At 50.0% G+C, this 22,934-nt stretch carries 15 protein-coding genes; 9 read left to right on the top strand and 6 right to left on the bottom strand.

The window, feature by feature from the left end:
* The first annotated feature begins 3 nt into the window (after window positions 1-3).
* The 9 genes from ACW6QF_RS04035 (at window position 4) to ACW6QF_RS03995 (ending at window position 17,706) form a co-directional block, all read left to right on the top strand.
* The gene (locus tag ACW6QF_RS04035) at window positions 4-1,218 is read left to right on the top strand and encodes a FecR family protein (RefSeq protein ID WP_456086911.1); all 1,215 of its coding nucleotides are present in this window, start codon (window positions 4-6) and stop codon (window positions 1,216-1,218) included.
* Window positions 1,219-1,333: 115 nt separating this feature from the next.
* Complete coding sequence (locus tag ACW6QF_RS04030; protein WP_456086910.1) at window positions 1,334-4,699, top strand: TonB-dependent receptor; 3,366 nt, start codon at window positions 1,334-1,336, stop codon at window positions 4,697-4,699.
* A 20-nt stretch (window positions 4,700-4,719) separates the two neighbouring features.
* Entirely contained in the window at window positions 4,720-6,192 is a 1,473-nt protein-coding gene (locus ACW6QF_RS04025) for a RagB/SusD family nutrient uptake outer membrane protein (RefSeq protein WP_456086909.1), read from the top strand.
* Window positions 6,193-6,362: 170 nt separating this feature from the next.
* Window positions 6,363-9,131 (top strand): glycoside hydrolase family 2 TIM barrel-domain containing protein, encoded by a 2,769-nt coding sequence (locus ACW6QF_RS04020; protein WP_456086908.1) that lies wholly within the window; start codon window positions 6,363-6,365, stop codon window positions 9,129-9,131.
* Window positions 9,132-9,410: 279 nt separating this feature from the next.
* A complete protein-coding gene (locus ACW6QF_RS04015) occupies window positions 9,411-12,611 on the top strand; it encodes a SusC/RagA family TonB-linked outer membrane protein (protein WP_456086907.1) in 3,201 nt (1,066 codons plus the stop codon).
* Window positions 12,612-12,625: 14 nt separating this feature from the next.
* Window positions 12,626-14,110, top strand: a complete 1,485-nt coding sequence (locus ACW6QF_RS04010) for a RagB/SusD family nutrient uptake outer membrane protein (protein WP_456086906.1) — start codon at window positions 12,626-12,628, stop codon at window positions 14,108-14,110.
* 180 nt (window positions 14,111-14,290) lie between these two features.
* Complete coding sequence (locus ACW6QF_RS04005; RefSeq protein ID WP_456086905.1) at window positions 14,291-16,576, top strand: GH92 family glycosyl hydrolase; 2,286 nt, start codon at window positions 14,291-14,293, stop codon at window positions 16,574-16,576.
* A 10-nt stretch (window positions 16,577-16,586) separates the two neighbouring features.
* The gene (locus ACW6QF_RS04000) at window positions 16,587-17,084 is read left to right on the top strand and encodes a Gfo/Idh/MocA family oxidoreductase (RefSeq protein WP_456086904.1); all 498 of its coding nucleotides are present in this window, start codon (window positions 16,587-16,589) and stop codon (window positions 17,082-17,084) included.
* Window positions 17,085-17,139: 55 nt separating this feature from the next.
* Window positions 17,140-17,706, top strand: a complete 567-nt coding sequence (locus tag ACW6QF_RS03995) for an RNA polymerase sigma-70 factor (protein ID WP_298549983.1) — start codon at window positions 17,140-17,142, stop codon at window positions 17,704-17,706.
* Window positions 17,707-17,740: 34 nt separating this feature from the next.
* On the opposite strand, the gene ACW6QF_RS03990 is transcribed toward ACW6QF_RS03995, so the two are convergent.
* From ACW6QF_RS03990 to ACW6QF_RS03965, 6 genes are all read right to left on the bottom strand, one after another.
* The gene (locus ACW6QF_RS03990) at window positions 17,741-18,121 is read right to left on the bottom strand and encodes a VOC family protein (protein WP_298549957.1); all 381 of its coding nucleotides are present in this window, start codon (window positions 18,119-18,121) and stop codon (window positions 17,741-17,743) included.
* 9 nt (window positions 18,122-18,130) lie between these two features.
* Entirely contained in the window at window positions 18,131-19,474 is a 1,344-nt protein-coding gene (sufD, locus tag ACW6QF_RS03985) for a Fe-S cluster assembly protein SufD (RefSeq protein ID WP_456086903.1), read from the bottom strand.
* A 76-nt stretch (window positions 19,475-19,550) separates the two neighbouring features.
* A complete protein-coding gene (locus ACW6QF_RS03980; RefSeq protein WP_298549955.1) occupies window positions 19,551-19,961 on the bottom strand; it encodes a GxxExxY protein in 411 nt (136 codons plus the stop codon).
* A gap of 74 nt (window positions 19,962-20,035) precedes the next feature.
* Window positions 20,036-20,788, bottom strand: a complete 753-nt coding sequence (gene sufC, locus ACW6QF_RS03975; RefSeq protein ID WP_298549954.1) for a Fe-S cluster assembly ATPase SufC — start codon at window positions 20,786-20,788, stop codon at window positions 20,036-20,038.
* A 173-nt stretch (window positions 20,789-20,961) separates the two neighbouring features.
* Window positions 20,962-22,407 carry a Fe-S cluster assembly protein SufB gene (gene sufB / locus ACW6QF_RS03970; protein WP_456086902.1) on the bottom strand — a complete coding sequence of 482 codons (1,446 nt, stop codon included), beginning with the start codon at window positions 22,405-22,407 and terminating at the stop codon, window positions 20,962-20,964.
* 35 nt (window positions 22,408-22,442) lie between these two features.
* Window positions 22,443-22,934, bottom strand: a complete 492-nt coding sequence (locus tag ACW6QF_RS03965) for a CvpA family protein (protein ID WP_298549952.1) — start codon at window positions 22,932-22,934, stop codon at window positions 22,443-22,445.

Genomic DNA, 22,934 nt, shown 5'->3' with positions numbered 1-22,934 from the left:
AAAATGGATAAAAACTATATAACATACACCGCAGACCAACTGCTGAACGACGACTTTTTCATACAGTCGGAATTGCACCCGACAGAAGAAAGCCGGGCCTTCTGGAGCGGCCTTCAGACGAAGGATGCCGCATTGTCCGGGGAGATCGAAAATGCCCGTCTCTTCCTGCATACCATTAAAATAGACAGAAATTGTTCATCCTTGTCAGACAAGGATGAACATGCGTTATGGCAACGCATCGAATTTGAAAACAAAGAAACGGAGAGAAGGGCGAAGCGCAGACAATTCATCCGTTTCGCCATCGGGACGGCGGCCTCCCTTCTTTTGTTATCGGCAATCGGCTGGTATGCAACCCTGCGGCCGGAAGATACCGAAACAGACTATACGGCAATCCTCCAAGCCAATCCGGCGCCGGACAGTACAAACGAAAAAGTGCAACTGGTCCTTTCGAACAACGAGAAGCTGACCATCGACGGGACGGAAACCCAACTCGAATATAAAAAGGAAGGAAAGGTAAACGTCAACTCGGAACAAGTGGACCTCAGCCCGAAAGGCAATCCGGAGCAGGCACAGGAATTTAACCAACTGATCGTACCTGTCGGCCGGCGTTCGTCCATCACATTCGCCGACGGGACCCGGCTCTGGGTAAACTCCGGTTCGAAAGTCGTGTATCCGGTCAAGTTCGCAAAAGAGAAAAGGGAGATATTCGTAGAAGGAGAAATATACCTGCACGTCAGCCGGGACGAACAAAAACCCTTCATCGTCAAGACACATCAGATGGATATAAAGGTGTTAGGGACGCAATTCAATGTCACGGCCTATGAAAACGAGGCGAACATGCAAGTGGTTCTCGTCAGTGGAAAGGTAGAAGTGAACCTCAACAACAAGAGCACGAATATCCTGGCTCCCAATCAGATGTTCTCTTACGACAGCGATATGCACAGAGGCAAGATCAGCACGGTCGACACCGACGATTATGTGGCTTGGAAAGACGGATATTACCAGTTCCGCCAACAACCGCTCAGAGAAATCGTGAAAAAGCTTTCCCGTTATTACGGTGTCCGTATCTATTGCGAAGAGCCGGCCGACAAGTTGTCTTGCAGCGGCAAACTGGACCTGAAAGAGAGTCTGGACGAAGTGATGAAGGCCTTGAAAGAAGCGGCTCCGATTCAAATAGAAAACAAATATGAGAGTGTAGAAATAAAAGTCAAACATTAAAAACCGTACAGTATGGGTCCTTAAATCGCAACAACACAGGGAGGAAACAATCTCCTTCCCGTATAAAGATGAGAAGTATTAAAAATCTTTACCAACTTAAATCATTACAAGCAATATGAAAAATAACACAAGGTTTAGTATTTGCCTGCTTTTTTTATGGATGAGTATGAGTTTCTGCCTGGCAGCGGAAACCTACTCGCAGGAGACATTCTTCACCATCGAATCGAACAACCTCACGGTGAAAGAAGTATTGAATAAGATCGAGAAAGAGAGCGAATATATCTTTTTCTATCTGGACAACTCGGTCGACCTGAACCGGAAAGTATCCGTCAAGGCACGGAAAGAGCAAGTAAGCAAGATTCTCGATCAGATATTTGAAGGGACCGACACACATTATTACATCTCCGACCGGCAGATCATCATCTCGAAAGACGAAAAAGCCGCTCCGATCCGTTTACAACAAAAGGGACAAACCGTCACCGGTATCGTAAAAGATGCGACAGGCGAACCGGTCATCGGAGCCAATATCGTAGAAAAAGGAACGACCAACGGCACGATTACCGATATGAACGGCCGGTTTACCCTCACCGTCAGTCCGAAAGCCGTACTGCAGATTTCCTACATCGGCTTCAACACGCTGGATATGCCGGTAGGAAACAAATCATCGCTGACGATCAAGCTGACGGAAGACACAAAAGCATTGGACGAAGTGGTCGTCGTGGGCTACGGTGTGATGCGCAAGAGCGACCTGACGGGTTCCGTCGGTTCCGTAAAGTCCGACGTGATCCAGAAACAGGCGATCTCTTCTTTCGACCAGGGCTTGCAAGGCAAGGTGGCCGGCGTACAGGTCATGGCGACTTCCGGTTCTCCGGGCGGTGTGGTCGATATCCGTATTCGCGGCGGCAACTCACTGACGTCGGGTAACCAGCCTTTGTATGTCATCGACGGCTATCCCGTCACGGCTGGCGGTTCGGCGGGAGGTTCCGGTGCGGGACAAAACCCGCTGGCGACTTTGAATCCCGGCGATATCGAAAGCATGGAAATCCTGAAAGACGCTTCCGCCACTTCCATCTACGGTTCACGCGGAGCCAACGGTGTCATCCTGATCACGACCAAGAGAGGCAAACAGGGAAAGACAACGGTCACTTATGACGGGTATGCAGGTTTCCAGCATGTAGCCAAGAAACTGGATATGATGAACGCTACCGAATGGGCCGAAATGGCCAACGAAGGCGCCACGACAGACGGCCGCCCCCTCTATTATCCGAGTGCCTCGCCCAACCCGCTATATCCGGCAGTCGACCAGTTGGGAGAAGGGACAAACTATCAGGACCTCATTTTCCGTTCCGCCCCGATACACAGCCATAATGTTTCGGTCAACGGCGGTAGCGAAAACACGAAGTTCTCGGTGGTTGCCAGCTATTTCGCACAGGACGGCGTCGTGAAGAACCAGGACTTCAACCGCGTTTCGTTGCGAAACAACATCGACACCAAGATCTCCAAAGTCGTCGACCTGTCGACCAGCTTCACGATCAGCCGCGTATTTGCCAATATCGGCCGTGAGAACGGAGACGGCGGCGGTAACACTTCCGTTATTAACGCCGCACTCGTATTGCCGCCGACCGTCCCGGTACGTGACCCCGAAACAGGCGACTTTATCCGCATGAACTACCTGTCCGGCTCTTCGGCCGTCCCCAACCCGGTCCCGTATGTGGAATACCTCCAGGACAAAGGGACGATCGACCGTATATTGGCATCGGCAGACCTGACGTTCCACATCATCGACGGACTGACGCTGAAAGTCAGCGGAGGCGCCGATATGTCGAGCGCATTGCGCGAAGTGTACGAACCGAAAGAGACCAACACCGGCTATAATGCGAACGGTATCGCACAGCAGCAGAACCGCCGCAGCAGTTCTTACTCGAATGAAAATATCCTGACTTATATCAAGAAGTTCGGTGTGCACTCGCTGAACGTGATGGTCGGTTCTTCCCTTCTGTACGAAGAAAACAAGACCAGTTCGATGACGGCCCGCGACTTCATCAGCGACGTTTATGGATATAACAATCTGGATGCCGGCGCACAATGGGACAAACCGAATACAGGAAGAAGCAAAAGCACGCTGTTATCCGGCTTCGGACGTGTCAACTACGTCCTGATGGACAAATATCTTTTCACCGTAACGGGACGTGCCGACGGCAGTTCCAAATTCGGGACGAACAACAAATGGGCGTTCTTCCCTTCCTTCGCAGCCGCCTGGCGTATCAACCAGGAAAAGTTCATGAAAGAAATCGACTGGATCAGCAACCTGAAGATCAGAGGCAGCTGGGGTGTAACCGGTAATCAGAACATCTCAAGCTATTCTTCACAGGAAAAGATGAACACGTACGTATATCCGGTCGGGGGCGTGACCAGTGTGGGTATCGGTGCAGGCAATATGCCGAACCCGGACCTGAAATGGGAAACGACCGCTATCACCGATATCGGCCTTGACTTCGGCGTGCTTAACAACCGCATCAACTTCACAGCCGATTATTATTACAAGAAGACAACCGACTTGTTGTGGAACATCTCCGTTCCGTTGACGACCGGTTTCGGAACAGTTCTGAAAAACATCGGTAGCCTGGAAAATAAAGGGCTTGAACTGAGCGTGTCTGCGGATGTGCTGACCGGGCAGTTCAAATGGAACACCATGATCAACTGGTCTACCAACAAAAATAAGGTGTTGGAAATTCCGGGTTACATCCCGACCCAGCAAGGGACGATCTCCGGCCACCTGAAGGTGAACGGCAGCTGGCTCGAACCGGGTTTGCCTGTCGGCGTATGGAACTTGCTGAAAACAAACGGCGTGATGCGTACGGAAAAGGAATGGCAAGACGCCGCGCGTGTTGCAGACACAAACTTCGACAAAGTGGGTGACATGAGTTTTGTGGACAAAAACGGAGACGGCAAGATCAGTTTCGGGGAAGACCGCCAGATCGTAGGTGACCCGAACCCGGATTTCATCTTCGGCTGGACCAACAATTTCTCTTATAAGAATTTCGACCTGTCTATCTATATCAACGGTTCTGTCGGCAACGATATATATAATGTATTACGCGCCGAGACAAATATCGTCAGTACCTGGGGTAACCAGCGTGCAGAAGTGATGAACCGCTGGACGGCCGACAACCCGAACGGAAAGTACCCGCGTGCCCACGTGCTGGTCAACCAGAATTTGCTACAATCAGACTTCCTGATCGAAGACGGTTCATTCCTGCGCGTACAAAACGTGACGTTAGGCTATACGTTCCCGAAAGTTTCATTCCTCAGGTCACTGCGTGTTTATGCCACCGCACAGAACTTGTTGACGATTACCGGCTACTCCGGTTTCAATCCGGAAGTGAACAGCCAGGGACAAAGTAATCTCCAGATGGGTGTGGACTATAACGCCTACCCGACTGCCCGCTCTTTCATTCTTGGTGTAAACATTGGTTTTTAATCATTTAAAACGAACAGAATATGAAACTATATAACTATATAATCGGATTAGCATTACTGGTGTCCTCTTCCTCTTGTAACTTCCTGGATGAAGAAGCGTACGAGTTTATCACACCCGACAACTTCTATAAAACGGAAGCTGATGCAAATGCTGCGCTGACAGCCGTCTATAACACATTCAGCGACGAAAAAAGCTACAGACGCTACATCTGGATGGGCGCCGATTTTCCAGGCGAAGCAGCTTATGCCAATGCCAGCGCTCCATCACGTGTGGAAATGGACAACCTGACCTGGACAACCACTACGGACTTTTGTAAGAACATCTGGCAAATTTCTTATTCTGCCATCCGACGTTCCAACAACCTGTTGCTGAATATAGACAAGATTTCATTCAAATCGGAAGATACGAAAAAACAAGTTATCGGACAGGCAAAGTTCCTGCGTGCTCTCTACTATTTTGTACTGATACGTTTTTATGACCATATCGTCGTTATTCGGGAAACCGACAATCTAAACGAAGAGACTCCGTCCAATCAAGGGACAGACGATGCCGCATGGGCTTTGATCGAAGAAGATTTGCAGTACGCGGAATCCGTTCTGCCGGTAAGATGGGGAGACTCAGATGGCGGTCGGGCTACCAAAGGAGCCGCCATGGCAATGCTGACGAAAGTATATCTGACACAAGCCGGATGGCCTTGGAACAAAGCGGGCTTCTGGGAAAAAGCGGCATCAAAAGCGACCGAGATCATCAGCAACGAAGGGGCTTTCGGCTATGGGTTGGAGGATAACTTCAGACGCATTTTCGATGTGACCAACGAACATGGTAAAGAGTATATCTTCGATGTCGAATTTCAGACCAACATCAACGGACAGGATATTCCGGCTTTATCAGGCATGCGCGGTTACAACATCAAGAAAACGGACGGTTGGTCTTCCTTTATATCCACTCCTGAATTTTATAAGAGCTACGAAGTGGGTGATAAGCGTTTATCCACTACGTTCGTAACGGAATTCACGGATATGAAGAACGGGAAACAGTATGTCTACGATCCGGACAATGTAACGGAACCGTCTTTCCCGCTTTGCCATTTTGCCAAATATCTGGACCCGAACGACAACCAGTCTACAAAAGCCGGCGACTACGGTTGCAATTGGAAAGTTGTCCGTTATGCCGATGTCCTGATGATGCAGTCCGAAGCCTTTTGCGAAATGAACCGTATCGGAGATGCACTGGCGGGTATCAACCGGGTACGGGCAAGAGCCGGACTCGATCCGATCCCTTCATCCATTTCGCAAGCGGATTTGCGGAAAGCGATCATACAGGAACGTACCTGGGAGTTTGCAGCCGAAGGACATTCCTTGTTCGACATGAAACGGCAGCATTGCATGGCAGAACGCTTGGGCAGAGTTGTAGATGATAAATATTATTCATTACCTTTGCCTCAGGACGAAACGGACAAGAATCCGAATCTGAAACAGCATCCGCTGTGGTAATTCGATAAATGTAGATTTATCATACAATAATTAGGCACGGATTACACGGATTTCGCGGATAATATTATTGATTTAAAACAAAAACCGTGTTAATCCGTGTAATCCGTGCCTAAAATAAATCATCATTTACAATTCCTATTTATTCAGAAAACCTTTTTAATACTTACTATATGAAATGTTTTTATTCTTTTTTATTCTTATTGGGTAGCCTCTTTATGAATGGGCAAACCACTGATGTAAAATATTTATCCGGACAAGGTTCGGACGATGCGGTCGAATGGGATTTCTTCTGCACCGGAGGCAGGAAAAGCGGGGAATGGAACAAGATAAAAGTTCCGTCTTGCTGGGAAATGGAAGGATACGGAACCTTCAATTACGGGCACGACAAGCCGAAAGCCGACGAATCCGGATTGTATAAAACGACATTCGAAGTGCCGGCGGCATGGAAAGGGAAACGTATCTTTATCGTCTTCGAAGGTTCCATGACCGATACGGAGATTAAGGTAAACGGTAAACAGGCAGGGCCCATCCATCAGGGAGCTTTCTATCGCTTCAAACGGGAAATAACCAAGCTGGTCCGTTCGAACAAGGAAAATCTGTTGGAGGTCAAGGTCAATAAGATGTCGTCCAACTCCAGCATCAACGAAGCGGAACGGCAATGTGACTTCTGGGTGTTCGGAGGCATCTTCCGTCCGGTTTATCTGGAAGCTGTTCCCGAAAACTTCATCGAATATACGGCGATCGACGCCCGGCAAGACGGCGAACTGAACGCAGATATATTTATAGACAAGAAACTTTCCGGCATAAAAGCGGAAATAGAGGTCAGAGACGCACAGGACCGGACGATGGGTAAAATCGCATCTGTCCCTGTAAACGCAAAGACCGGCAAGATATCCCTTTCAGGTAAGATCGATAACATCCAACCCTGGTCGGCTGAAGATCCTCAACTATACACGGCCATAATCACGCTTCGACAAAAGGACAAGATATTACATACCCTGACAGACCGGATCGGTTTCCGCACCATTGAAGTAAAGCCCAAAGACGGCGTTTATATAAACGGCGTGAAAATGCGTTTCAAAGGCGTGAACCGCCACTCCCACTGGCCCACGACCGGACGAACGACAAACAAACAGCTTAGCATCAATGACGTCAAACTGATGAAAGAGATGAATATGAATGCAGTCCGTATGTCGCACTACCCGCCTGACAAACATTTCCTCGAAGTTTGCGATTCGCTGGGAATGTACGTGATAGATGAATTATGCGCCTGGCAATATCCGCCTTATGACACGGAAGTCGGAGCCCTGTTGGTCGGTGAAATGCTGAAACGGGATCTCAACCGTCCGTCTATCGTATTCTGGGCAAACGGGAATGAGGGAGGTTTCAATCTCGACCTCGATCCGCTGTTTCCGCAATATGACCCGCAAAAGCGGGCGGTCCTGCATCCCTGGGCATTATCGGGAAATATCAATACGGTACATTACATCAAATATAATTCCGGTATCGGTAATATGTTCCACGGAAGGGATATCTTTATGCCGACGGAAATCCTGCACGGATTATACGACGGAGGCCACGGGGCCGGACTCGACGACTACTGGAACCTGATGCTCTCCAATCCTCTATCCGCCGGAATGTTCCTTTGGGATTTTGCAGACCAGGCAGTTCTCCGCGAAGATAAAAACGGATTCTACGACACCGACAAGGATCACGGAGCCGACGGTATCGTAGGCCCATATCGCGAAAAAGAAGGCAGCTTCTTTACAATCAAAGAAATATGGTCGCCGATCCATCTGCCGGAACGTTATCTCACACCGGGATGGGACGGGCGTTTCGATATAGAAAATAGATATGCCTTCACAAACGCAAACGCTTGTAGCTACACATACCGGCTGGCTAAAATCAACTCGCTTCAGGGAAAAGACATACAATCTGTTTCCGGCAAGATCGAAGCCCCCGATATCCGTCCGGGAGAAAGAGGATATTTACAGCTCGAACTTCCCTCCGGCTGGCAGGACTACGACTTTCTATATGTCACGGTAAAAGACCGTTACAACCAGGTGTTATTTACCTGGAGCTACGAGATCGGCACACCCGGCCGTCTTGCCAACCGCCTGCTGCCACAGGAAGGCAGCGCACCGCAAGTGAAAGAAAACACCGATAACTGGTGCTTTTCGGCCGCCGGTACGGAGGTATCGTTCGACAAAGAGAACGGCCTGCTCCGGTCAGTCACTTCCGGGGGTAAAGTAATCCCGTTGAATAACGGTCCGGTGTTGATATCCGGCCAGGACCTTGTTTGTAAATCAGTAGAATTTAAGCAAGCCGGGGAAAAGCCTCAACTGATTGCCTCCTATACGTCCCGGAACGGGAAAAACACAGTCTATACGTTTACCTGGACCATGCTCCCTTCGGGTATTGTGGAACTGGATTACAACTACCGTCCCCAAGACAATGTCAAGATGGCAGGTATCACGTTCGATTTTCCGGAAAAAGAGATTGCCGGGGCCACCCTGCTCGCCAACGGCCCCTACCGCGTGTACAACAACCGGATGAAAGGCGGATCCCTGAATATCTGGGAAAAGAAATATAATAACACCATCACCGGCGAAAGTTGGGATTATCCGGAATTCAAAGGATACTATTCTCTTTTCTACGGGATGAAACTCGACTGTCCCACTCCTTTTGAAGTTTATAGCGGGAAAGAGGACGTCACTTTGCACCTCTTCACGCCTGCCATACAAAGTCAATACGACCCGAAACGTAACAATACGATCGTCGATTATCCGGAAGGAAACATCTCTTTCATGAATGCGATCCCGGCTGTCGGGACCAAATTCGGAAAAGCGGAAGATTTCGGACCTCAATCGCAGCCCCACCGGGCAAGAGGAAACGGACCGGAAAATAATGTCAGTGGAAAATTATATTTCCGCTTCTGACAGAAGTAAATACAATTAAAAGTAATTAACGGTTATATCTGGGATGCGCTGGAATAACCGTTAATTTGTTTTGATTAACAACAACTTTATCTATATTTGCAGAGTCTTCAACGAGATCAGAGAACGTAAATAAATTGTGTTTTATAAATATAAACTTAAATCAATTATCCAATGGGACCATGAAATCGAAGGAACTTTCCTATGTAGAGAATAGCTACGTATATTCTCCGTATTCATTCAGTTAACTTATTGAGTAATCACTTAAATTACCATGTAGACATGAAAAATAACAAAATGGCAAAAATTTGCCTGCTTTCTCTTTTGCCCAGCATCAGCGTTCTGGCAAGTGAGAACTCCATCACGGATCCTGCAACGAGCCTACGGGGAAAATCGGACTCGGCAATCCCTGCACGTTTGCAACAAAATGGAAAGACCATCACAGGAGTCGTACAAGACGCACTCGGTCCTATAGCCGGTGCCAACATTATCGTAAAAGGAACGACAAACGGGAATATTACAGACATGGACGGTAAATTCACGCTTGAGAATGTGCCCGCAAACGCTACCCTCGTTATTTCCTACATCGGATTTACTCCACAGGAAATACGCGTAGGAAACCAGACCACTTTCAACATTACTCTCCAGGAAGACTCCGAAGCTCTGGACGAAGTAGTGGTAGTCGGCTACGGTGTCATGAAGAAAAAAGACCTGACAGGAGCAGTTTCACAACTGAACAGCGGTTCGATGAAAGACCTCAAAGTGTCGCACCCGACAGAAGCGATGGCCGGAAAACTGGCCGGCGTACAGGTACAACAAGTCGGAGGGCAACCGGGACAAGCGGCCACAATCCGAGTACGCGGGTCCGGCTCTATCACGGCATCCAGCGCCCCGTTGTATGTTGTCGACGGATATCCGCTGGGGGAACAAAACCTGAATGCCATCAACCCGAACGATATCGAATCGATCGAAGTATTGAAAGACGCTTCGGCAGCCGCCATCTACGGTTCTCGTGCAGCCAACGGTGTCGTATTGGTCACAACCAAATCGGGAAAGAGCGGTAAGGTCAGCGTGAGCCTGGATATCTATGCCGGTTTCCAGAACGTAACCAAGAAGATGGATCTGATGAACGCACAGGAATTTGTCGAATTCAGCCGGGAAGCCTTCAATAACAACTACATCAACAAGGTTCCGGGAGCATCCGCCAGCGACCCGTTGAGTATGCGTCCGTCCGGAAACCGTTATCGTTATCCGGCTATCTACGACGACGACGCCTATATCGCCTCCTTAGGGGCCGGTACGGATTGGCAGGACGAAATTTTCCGCACTTCACCCGTACAGAACTACCAGTTGACAGTAACAGGCGGCGACGAAAAGACTAAATATATGTTCTCGGCCGGCTATTTCAACCAGCAGGGTGTCGTGATCAACAGCGACTACGAACGGTTCTCGGCAAGGGCCAAAATCGACAGCGAACTGAACAGCTGGCTGAAGATGGGTGTCAACCTGGCTCCGACCTATATGAATTCGAACAAGACCACCCAGGGACACTGGGCAAGTGACGGTGTCATCAATGCGGCTCTGGCGACATCTCCCGTAGTACCGGTATATAATGAAGACGGTACATGGGCTTCACAGTCCATGTACGCCGTCGCCAGCGACGGGTTGACCGGTGTACCGAATGCTGTGGCCCTGACACATATCCACAACTACGACACAGACCTCCGTCTGTTCAGCAACGGCTACATCGAACTTTCCTTGTTGAAAAACCTGAAACTGAAATCCACAATCGGTGCCGACATCCGCGAATACAGAGGCGAATACTTCCGCCCGGCAACCATTCCGAACAACGGTAACGTGGCACCTCTTCCCTCAACGGAAAGAAAAGCAACGGAAAAGTCCATCGAGATCATTAACTGGCTAAACGAAAACACCGTCACCTACTTCGGATCATGGGACAAACATGAACTCGACGCTGTTGCCGGTGTCACTGCACAGAAAAATATCTACCGCTACACAAAATCGACAGGTTCCGATTTCCCGAACGACAAAATCCAGACCCTCAACAATGCGACGGTAAAAAGCAGCGAGTCGGAACGGAAGACCTGGACGTTGCTCTCTTATCTGGCACGTGTGAACTATCGTTATAACAACAAGTACTACCTGACCGCATCCATTCGTGCGGACGGTTCTTCCCGCTTCGGCAAGAATAACCGCTATGGTTACTTCCCTTCCGGATCGGTAGCATGGCGTCTGTCCCAGGAAGACTTCCTGAAGGATTTGAAATGGTTGTCGGACATGAAGATCCGCGCAAGTTACGGTATCACGGGTAACAACAACATCGGCGACTATGCTTCCATCGGTATCATGGAAAATGCCAACTATGTATTGGGAACAGGTACGGGCAACATCGTAAACGGTGCAGCACAGAAGAGCTTCTCCAACGCCGACCTGACTTGGGAAAAGACACGCCAGACCGACCTCGGTTTCGAAATCTCCGTTTTGGACAGCCGTCTGTCCCTATCTCTGGACCTGTACTACCGCAAGACTACCGACCTGTTGATGGATGTAGACATCCCGACAATCACCGGGTTTGATAAAGCCATGCAGAATATCGGGAAAATGCGTAACAAAGGTCTTGAAATCACTCTTAGCGGTACTCCCTTCAGAGGTAAAGACTTTACTTGGGATGCAACCGGAAATATCTCCGTCAACCGCAACAAGGTACTGGCGTTAGGACCGACAGGCGACCCGATCTTCAGTGATGGCGGCGCCGGAACGACCCACGTCACGATGGTGGGCCAACCGATCGGCGCATTCTACGGGTATAAGATGCTGGGAATCTTCAAAACGAAAGAAGAACTGGATGGATATCCTCACCTGGCCGACACGCAGGTAGGTGACGTCATGTTCGAAGACGTCAACGGAGATCATAAAATCGATGCCGACGACCGTACGATCATCGGTAACAATATGCCGGACTTCACCTGGGGTATGACACACACCTTTACCTTCAAGAACTTCGATGCCAGCATCTCCCTGCAAGGGGTCGTCGGAAATGAAGTGCTACACTTGGGAAGACGTTTCTACACACAGGGAGAAGGTAACCAGAATCAGTTGAAGGAGATGATGGGACGCTGGCAGTCAGAAGCCAATCCTGGCAACGGATGGATTCCGAGAGCCAACTCGCAGCCGACCGGACAGAACAATGCCATTTCTTCCCGCTGGGTGGAAGACGGTTCTTTCCTGCGCGTCAACAACCTGACTGTCGGTTACACATTGCCTGAAGCATTCACCAAGAAATGCAGCCTCCAACGTGCACGCGTATATGTTTCCACGCAGAACCTGCTGACGATCACAAGTTATAGCGGCTACAACCCGGAAACAAGTTTCAAGGAAGACGAGGTGACAGCTCCCGGTACCGACTACGGTATGTACCCGCTGTATCGCACCTGTACTTTCGGTATTAACGTAACCTTTTAAATAGCAGACGAATTATGAAACTAAAATATAATCTGATCGCAATCGCTCTTTTAGGATTCAGCTTCGCATCCTGCAGCGACTTCCTGGAACAGAATCCGCAAACGGATTTAAGTGAAAACGATTTCTACAAAACGGCCGACGACATTCTTTCGGCTGTAAACGGAGCCTACTCTTCTCTACAGGAGAATGACATATACGGTAACTGGTATGTTTTCGGAGAAATTCCCTCCGACAATACCCGCAACCAGCTCTCCGGTTCGGTAACCACCCAGAACGAGTTCGACCAGTTCTACATCGACACGCAGAACAGCATGATCGCCAATTTCTGGAAAGCCGCCTACAAGACGATCAACCGTACCAATACGGTCTTAGGACGCATCGACGGTATCGAGATCAATGCCGAACTGGCAAACCGCTACAAATTGGAATGCAAGTTCATCCGCGCCCTGATGTACTTCAACCTGGTCCGCGTCTACGGCGATGTTCCCCTGGTCCTGAAAGAAATCGGCATCTCGGAATCTTACGACATCCTGCGCGAACCGAAAGAGAATGTTTACAACCAGATCATCTCCGACCTGAAAGAAGCGCAAGCTCTTCCCGTTTCCTATTCGACAGCCGAAGACGGGCGTGCCACCCAGGGAGCAGCCAAAGCATTATTGGCGGAGGTCTATATGACTTTGCATAAATATGCAGAGGCGGAAACCATCCTGGCCGAAATCATCAACAGCGGACGATACAGCTTGTTGGAAAACACGCCGGGCAGCCTGAACATCGACGGCTACAAAGATGTATTCAGCCCGATTAACCATAACAGCAAGGAAGGGATCTTTGAAATCCAGTTCCTGAAAGGCGGTTATGAAGAAGGTTCCAACTATACCAATAACTTCGCACCTGAAAATTCGGGGACGAACGTCGTGGCAGTCGGCGGTACGGGTGGTAATAATATTCCGGAAATGGATATCTACAATGCTTACGAAGAAGGCGACCTGCGCCGTGATTTCTCCATGTCTCTCGGATATTACGATAACCGCAAGAACAACGAATGGGTGGAATCCCGCTATGTTTGCAAGTTCATGGACGTTCCTTATCAGAACAATGATGCCAGCAACAACTATCCGGTGATCCGTTACGCCGATGTGATCCTGATGTATGCCGAAGCCCTGAACCAGAACGGAAAGACGGCAGAAGCCTGCAAGTATCTGAATATGACGCGCCGCCGTGGTTTCGGTTATCAGACGACAGAGACCAGCCCGGTCGACCTGCAGACAACCGACAAGGCTCAGTTCGCCCTGATGGTAGAACAGGAACGCCGCGTGGAACTGGCTTTCGAAAACCATCGCTGGTTTGACCTGATCCGCACCGGACGCGCAGTCGAAGTAATGAAAAGTAAAGGATTCTCCCTGAACGAGACAAACCTGATTTGCCCGATTCCGCAGAAACAGATCGATGTCAATCCGAAGCTGACGCAGAACGATTACAAGATCGAATCACGAAACTGACAGACATGACAACGCATCCTGACAGATGCTCAAAACGACACCAAGATGTCACCGGCTATGGCATCTTGGTGTCTCCCACTGTCGGCATCTTGATGTCTCTGCCACCGGCATCAAGATGTCGTTTTAAGGCTGCCAAGCTCTCCTTTTTATTATCTTTGCACCATCAATAATTCTAATGACATGAAGACCTGGACAATTTTATTAAGTACGTTGTGTTTATTCTCATGTAACCAACAGGAAAACAAATACGAAAAGTATGTTAACCCGCTGATCGGTACGGATATCCGCATCGTACAGGGAAAAGACAAGAACTCGACGGAAGAGCGCGGACAAATCATGCCGGCTGTCGGGGTTCCGCACGGTATGACCAACTGGGTAGCACAGACACAGGCGACCGAACAGAAATGCCATCCCCCCTATTATTATTTCCAGGACGCGATCCAGGGATTCCGGGCCAGTCACTGGATGAACGGTTCCTGCACACAAGACTACGGCAGCGTCACGATCATGCCGCTGAGCAACAAGCTCGAAACAGACCCGGTCAAACGCGCCTCCTCTTTCGACCACGCCCACGAGAGTGCCACTCCCTCCTATTATTCAGTCAAACTGAATGACTACGCGATCCATGCCGAACTGACCGGACTCTCCCGCGCCGGCATCATGCAATTCAGCTTCGAGCAGGATGGCGACCACTATATCGTGATCGAGCCCAACAGCGACGAAGGGGTCGCCTTCGTCGAGATCGATCCGGAAAAGAAAGAAATTACCGGCTATAACCCCGTACACCGCATCTATCAGGGTTACGGCAAAGAAGCCGGATTCAGCGGACATTTCGTGATCCGGCTGAATGAAGAGATTGCCGACTATGGCGTCTGGGACAGCACCACGATCACGCCCGGACGGAAATCGGCAAAAGGACAAAAACACGCTGTCGGAGCCTGGGTAAAGCTGGCCTCCGACAAGCCGGGGAAGACACTGGTCAAGGTTGCCACTTCTTTTACGAGCATCGACAATGCCCGCAAGAACCTGGCTGCCGAAATTCCGGGATGGAACTTCGACGAGGTACGGCAGACTTCATCCGACACCTGGAACCAGGCACTGGGCCAGATCGCAGTAAAAGGGAACAACGAAGAAGAAAAGGTCAAATTCTATTCGGCTCTCTACAACGCGCATTTCCTGCCCCGCACGTTCAGCGACGTGGACGGCTCCTATCCGAAATTCGATGGCGGCGGACAGATTATGAAGATGGACCCCGGGACCTACTATTGCGACTTCTCGCAATGGGATACTTATCGGGCTGTTCATCCTCTGTTCTCCATCCTCAACCCTTCCCGCAACGGGGACATGGCGCATTCGCTCGTATTAAAAGGACAGCAGGGGGGCTGGTTGCCCATCTTCCCGTCCTGGAACAGCTACACGGCAGCCATGATCGGTGACCATTGCATCGCCATGATCGGAGACGCCATCGTCAAAGATGCTCCGGGCTTCGACTATGAAGAGGCTTACACGCTGATGCGCAAAAATGCTTTCGAGGCCAATCCGGATCCCGACAGCTACCGGGACGGGAAAGGCCGCCGGGCAATGGAATCTTACCTGAAATACAACTACGTGCCGTTAGAAGATCCCGTAATGGAAGCATTCCACCGCCGTGAACAGGTTTCCCGCACGCTGGAATATGCCTATGACGATTTCGTCCTTGCCGAGGTTGCCAAGAAATTAGGCAAGACAGACGATTATAATGCGCTCATCAAACGGGCGGAAAACTACCGGAACGTAATCGACCCCGAAACAGGCTATGCCCGTGGACGCCATGCCGACGGAACCTGGATCGAACCGTTCGACCCGTTTGCCTCCACTTCGTTTATCTGTGAAGGGACGCCTTACCACTACACCTGGTATGCGCCTCAGGACATAGCCGGGCTGATCCGGCACATGGGCGGAAAAGAACGCTTCATCAACCGCTTGGATACCTTCTTCGAAGGAGAGTATTACTGGCACGGCAACGAGCCGGGACACCATATCGCCTATCTTTTCGCTTATGCCGGCGAACCCTGGAAGACGCAAAAATGGGTGCATGACATCATCAACCGAGAGTATTTCACGACCCCCGACGGGCTTTCCGGCAACGACGATGCCGGGCAGATGTCATCCTGGTTGGTCTTCAGCATGGTCGGCTTCTATCCGGTCTGTCCGGGCATGCCCTATTACGTGATCGGCAGCCCGTCATTTGAAGAAAGCGTGATCACACTCGAAAACGGCAAGAAGTTCACGATCGAAGCCCAAGGGGCATCGGACAGGAATATCTATATCCAGTCCGCCACACTCAACGGCCAGCCATACGACAAGAGCTATATCCTCCACACGGACATCATGAACGGAGGCAAACTCTCGTTTGTCATGGGCGATACTCCCAACAAAGAATGGGCCTCTTCCACCGGATCGCTTCCTCCTTCACTTGGCTTATAACGAACGACATATGAAAAGAATCATTCACATACTCCTGCTCTGCCTTGCCGTCCTGTCGGCAAAGGCAGAGCAGGATGCACCCGTCAGATTAGGAATCATCGGGCTAACCCACTCGCATGTGGGAGGTGTTTTAAACAATCAAAACAAACCTTATGTCATAGTCGGCATTGTCGAACCTGACAAGCAATTGGCGGAACGTATGTCAAAACGGTTCGGCTTCAGCATGGAAATCGTATATCCCACTATGCAGGAACTTTACGACCAACAACATCCAGAAGCCGTCGCCTGCTTCAACGCAACTTACTATCACCAGGACGTCGTCCGGTTCTTCGCACCCAAAAAGATTCACATCATGGTCGAGAAACCGTTCTCCTATTTCTGCGCAGTGGTAAAAGGGATCGCAGAAGAAGATCCCCAATCCACCTTACAGAATAATCTGATCGTGATGGAAATTCTCGATGCAGCGAAAGAATCAGCAAGTACCGGAAAAATAATCTATCTGAAATAAATAGATCTAATCCTTTAAATTTTTACTATATTTACGCTCTAATCGATAGGGTATGATGGAATATTCAGAAGATTTAAAGGCTTTCAATCAATTATTCGCAGATTATCAAGGACGGTTCATCCGCTTTGCTAATATGTATGTGAGGGATATGGCCGTAGCCGAAGATTTCACCATAGAGGCATTGATGCAATACTGGGAAAACCGGAACACGCTGAAGGCCGGTTCCAATGTCCCGGCCTATATACTCACGATCATCAAAAACAAATGCCTCAACTACCTGCAACATTTACAAGTCAGGGAAGATGCCAGCGAACACCTGAAGAACCATGCCGAATGGGAACTGAACACCCGTATCTCCACCCTCGAAGCCTGCAACCCGGAAGAACTGTTTACAGCCGAGGCGCAGGAGATCGTGAACAAGACATTGGCCACCCTGCCCGAACAGACCCGCCGTATCTTCATCATGAGCCGTTACGAGAACAAACCCTACAAAGAAATAGCAGAAACGCTCGGCATGACAACCAAAGGCGTGGAATACCATATCACCCAGGCCCTGAAAAAGCTACACGACAACCTGAAAGATTACATGCCGCTGTTAGTATTCTTATCCTACATGGATTGATCCGGGCTTTCCACCCACACGCGACAACCGGGTTTTATCGAATCACCTCGATGAGGTTGCCGTCCGGATCCAAGACTGCCCCTTCATAGTAGCCGTCACCCGTGGTACGCGGCTCGCCTGCGATCTTGTAACCGTCCGAACGGAACCGTTCGATCATGGCATCCACCTTCTCTTTCGATCCGGTAGAAAAGGCAAAATGGGCAAGACCGATGAACACGTCTGCCGTTTCCCTCGTTATATCGGTCCGCTGCATGATTTCAAGCGATGTCCCTCCCTCGAAGGTGACGAAATAAGAGGCAAAGCCTTTCTTCGGATTCACATACTTCTCGTTGCTTTTCCCGTTGAAATACTTGATATAGAAATCACGCGAACGTTCCAGTTCGTTCGTCCAGATAGCGATATGAGTCAATTGCATATGTTATTCTTATTTGCAAATCCGGCAACCGGCGCATCTCGCCAGTTCTCCGCGGAAACGTTTTTCTACTAATTTGTGCAGGCGGTCTTTCAAGGCATCCAGACGTACATAGTCGATCACGTCCGAAGTGAAAGCTACGCTCAACAACATGCGTGCCTCGTCGCGGGGAATGCCACGGCTCTGCATATAGAACAAGGCGTTTTCGTCCAACTGCCCGGTGGTCATGCCATGCGAGCATTTCACATCGTCGGCATAGATTTCCAACTGGGGCTTGCTGTACATGCGGGCTTCACGGGTCGCACAAAGATTGCGGTTCGTCTGATAGGCTGCTGTCTTCTGTGCGTCTTCTTTCACTAAGATACGGCCGCTGAACGCACCGGTCGCATGGTCGTCCAAGACATTCTTGAACAGTTCGTTGCTGGTGCAATGAGGTACGGCATGCGTAATATGGCTGTATGTGTCCAGTTGCTGTTCCTTGTCCAGGATGGACATACCGCACAAGGTCGCTTCAGCCTGTTCACCGTTCAGTTCGATATAATAGTTGTTGCGGGTAAGGCCGTTATTCAGCGTAATGCCGTTCACCAAGACGTTACTTCCCGCTTCCTGCTTCACATGCACGGAGGCAAAACGGGTAGTCGACACACTGCTCTCTTCGAGGTCGTAATAATCGAAGAAGGCGCCTTCGCCCGCAAAGATCTCGACCACCTGCGTAGCCAGGAACTTGACATCGTCGATGCTATGGTCACACACCAGCAGCTTGGCTTCCGAACGAGGCTCCATAATCACCAGGATACGGCGGTTCGCCATCGTGTCCACATCGCTGCGGAAGATATTCACCAACTGGATCGGACGCTCCACGACGACACCTTCCGGCACGTAGAGCACAAAGCCGTCCTGAGCCAGCATCGTGTTCAAGGCGATGATGCCATCCTTACCGCTCGGAGCCGCCTTACCGTAATAGCGGGAAGCCACTTCAGGGTATTTCTCCATGAAAGTACGCATTCCACCGGCATAAACACCTTCAGGAAGATGGGCTTTGGGCAACACCTTGTCGTAGAAAGTGTCGTTCACCACAAAATAAAGCGAGGTACTCAGATTGGGAACATCGCAACGGAACACGTCATAGGGGTTGACCGGTATGTCGAGGCGATTGATATTCACCCCATAGTCCGGGGCAAAAGCCTGCGCCACATCCGTATATTTATAATCTTCACTCTTCACCTGCGGAAACCCCAGCCGCTCCAAATCAGCCAAAGCCTTCGCACGCGGTGCATTCATCACGCTTGCCGCATGCTTACATATCAGCGATTCACACTGCGTAAAGAGGTCTATATATTGTTGTTCTGCTTTCATGTGCTATTTAATTATTACCTGTAATAGAAGAACCAGGTTCGCGGATGACGCGGATTGGGCGGATTTTAACGGATTACTATTTAATTTGATTCCTTTGTTTATATCTATCGTGCAGATTATTGGCAAAGACTTTCCGCCTAAATTCCGGATGTGCTCCAAAGTTCAGTAGCAGCCCCACTTCGATGCGGGTAGCCTTCAAATAATTTTGCAACTGCATTTCATGTGCTTCGGTAAGCACACTTGAGGCCTTTAGTTCCAATATTACTTCATCTTCCACAACCATATCTGCAATGTATTTACCTACAACTTCACCTTTATAATAGACCTCTATAATTTTCAGAGGCTCACACTTCAGTCCCATCGAACAAAGTTCCTTATAAAGAGCATTCTGATAAACACTTTCCAGAAAACCGAAACCAAGCTCATTATACACGGCATAAAATGCCGATAATACCTGATCCGTAATCTCTTTACAAAGCAATTTCATAAACAATAATAATCCGTTAAAATCCGCCCGATCCGCGTCATCCGCGAACCTGGTTCTTCATACAATCCAAATTCTTAATCTCCCATCTCTTTCTTGATCCAGTCGTAGCCTTTTTCTTCGAGTTCGAGGGCCAGTTCGGGACCGGCGGTCTTGACGATGCGGCCCTTGTAGAGGACATGGACTACGTCAGGCTTGATATAATCCAGCAGGCGCTGGTAGTGCGTGATGACGATAGCCGCATTCTCAGGCGTACGGAGTTGGTTGACACCGTTCGCCACGATCCGGAGGGCGTCGATATCCAGGCCGCTGTCCGTTTCGTCGAGGATCGCCAGCTTCGGTTCGAGCATGGCCATCTGGAAGATTTCGTTCCGCTTCTTCTCACCGCCCGAAAAACCTTCGTTCACGCTGCGGCTCGCCAGTTTATTGTCCAGTTCGACAATCGCACGCTTCTCACGCATCAGTTTCAGGAAGTCGGTAGCCGAAACAGGTTCCAGCCCTTTATATTTACGATGTTCGTTCAAGGCGGCACGCATGAAGTTCACCATGCTGACACCCGGAATCTCCACCGGATACTGAAAGCTCAGGAAAATCCCTTCGCGGCTTCGGTCTTCCGGTTCAAGATCCAGCAGGTTCTTGCCGTTGAAGATCACCTCCCCTTCCGTCACCTCGAATGCCGGATTACCGACCAATACACTGCTCAAGGTACTTTTCCCGGAACCGTTCGGTCCCATGATGGCGTGTACCTCACCCGCCTTGACAGAAAGGTTGATCCCTTTCAATATCTCTTTGCCATTGACATTGGCATGCAAGTTCTTTATCTCTAACATATCTATACTGATTACTTGTTAAACGCTTCCTTTCTCTTCATGCCCCTTCCGGGCTGTATCGAGGATGCCGCATAGCTGTGCGGCATCTTACTGCATAGCTATGCGGCACTTCACCGCATACGTTTGCGGTATCACACCGCATAGCTTCGCGGCAACCTCGATACAACGGTGCATCACCCCACGCTCCCCTCCAGGGAGATGGTCAGCAGCTTCTGTGCTTCTACGGCAAACTCCATCGGGAGCTTGTTCATCACCTCGCGGGCATATCCGTTTACGATCAGGCCGACAGCTTCTTCGACCGAGATACCGCGCTGCCGGCAATAGAACAACTGCTCCTCGCTGATCTTGCTTGTCGTCGCCTCGTGTTCCACTACCGCCGTTTCGTTCTGGATATCGGCATAGGGGAAGGTATGGGCGCCGCAAGTCGAACTGAGCAGCAGGCTGTCGCACTGGCTATGGTTGCGGGCGCCTTCGGCACGGGGAGAGACTTTCACCAAGCCGCGATAGCTGTTCTGGCTATGTCCGGCGGAGATGCCTTTCGAAACGATCGTGCTGCGGGTGTTCCGCCCGAGGTGGATCATCTTCGTGCCGGTATCGGCCTGCTGGTAGTTGTTGGTGACAGCCACCGAGTAGAACTCGCCTACCGAATTATCGCCGGTCAAGATGCAGCTCGGATATTTCCAAGTGATGGCGGAACCGGTCTCTACCTGTGTCCAGGAAATCTTGCTTCCTTCGCCCTTGCACAGTCCGCGCTTGGTCACGAAGTTATAGATTCCCCCTTTTCCTTCCTTATCGCCCGGATACCAGTTCTGGACGGTAGAATATTTCACTTCGGCACGTTCATGCGCCACGATTTCGACAATGGCGGCGTGAAGCTGGTTCTCGTCGCGCATCGGTGCGGTACAACCTTCGAGGTAACTGACGTAGGCTTCATCGTCCGCCACGATCAGGGTACGTTCGAATTGTCCGGTGTTGGCGGCATTGATACGGAAATAGGTGGATAGCTCCATCGGGCAACGCACGCCTTTCGGGATATAGACAAACGAACCGTCCGAGAATACCGCCGAGTTCAAAGCAGCAAAGAAGTTATCGCGATAGCTGACCACGCTTCCCAGATATTTCTGGACCAGATCGGGATGATGCTGGACGGCTTCGCTGAAAGAGCAGAAGATAATGCCTTTCTCGGCGAGCGTTTCCTTGAATGTCGTCTTTACGGAGACACTGTCCATCACGGCATCGACCGCCATCCCGCTGAGCTGAGCACGTTCGTGCAGGGGGATACCCAGTTTGTCGAACGTCTTCATCAGTTCCGGATCGACCTCGTCCAGGCTCTTCGGGCCTTCCTTCTTCTTCGGGGCGGCATAGTAGATGATATCCTGATAGTCGATCGGCGGGATCGTGAGGTGAGGCCAGGTGGGCATCTCCAGTGTCTGCCAGTGGCGGAAAGCTTTCAAGCGGAACTCAAGCAGCCATTCCGGTTCATTCTTCTTGGCAGAAATAATACGGACGGTCTCTTCATCCAATCCGCGATGAATCACCTCCGTATCTATATCGGTAACGAATCCGTATTTGTAATCACCGGTCGTTACCTCATTTAGTATGTCGTTCGAATCTTCCATTATACATTATATATATATTGTTCAATTTATGAAACCTATTCCTCCTTAAAAAACAAATTACGGAAGTAAATAGTTGGGATTATTTCTTTGACTGGATTGTAAAAACGGGATTCAACCTTTGCCTCGCGCGGGATCAGGACCGATCCGCGGTCTATCATCTCCATGCCGTTCAGCAGGAGACTGACAAACGCCATCATAAAGCAAAGCCCCAAGACACCGCCTGCCAGATGGTTCAGGACGCTCAGCGGCGTCGCCCCCACGACACGGGTCAGAATCTCACCCGCCAACAATATGACACCCACGATCAGCAGAAACCCCGCCACGTAGCTGAGCACCGTCACCCCTTGTTCGGGGAACCAGCCCAATGCCAATATATATCCACGTAGCCAGAGTGCCGCCTTCGTACAAAAAAAGATCCCGACCAAAAGGGCTATAAGCGAAACAACCTGTTTGATGACTCCATCAAACAGGCCTTTCACAAATCCTATTCCTGCCAGACATAGCAATGTAATGTCCAACCAGTTCAT

It is taken from the genome of Parabacteroides sp. (genome assembly GCF_977054455.1).
This window is presented reverse-complemented; position numbering and strand designations above follow the sequence as displayed.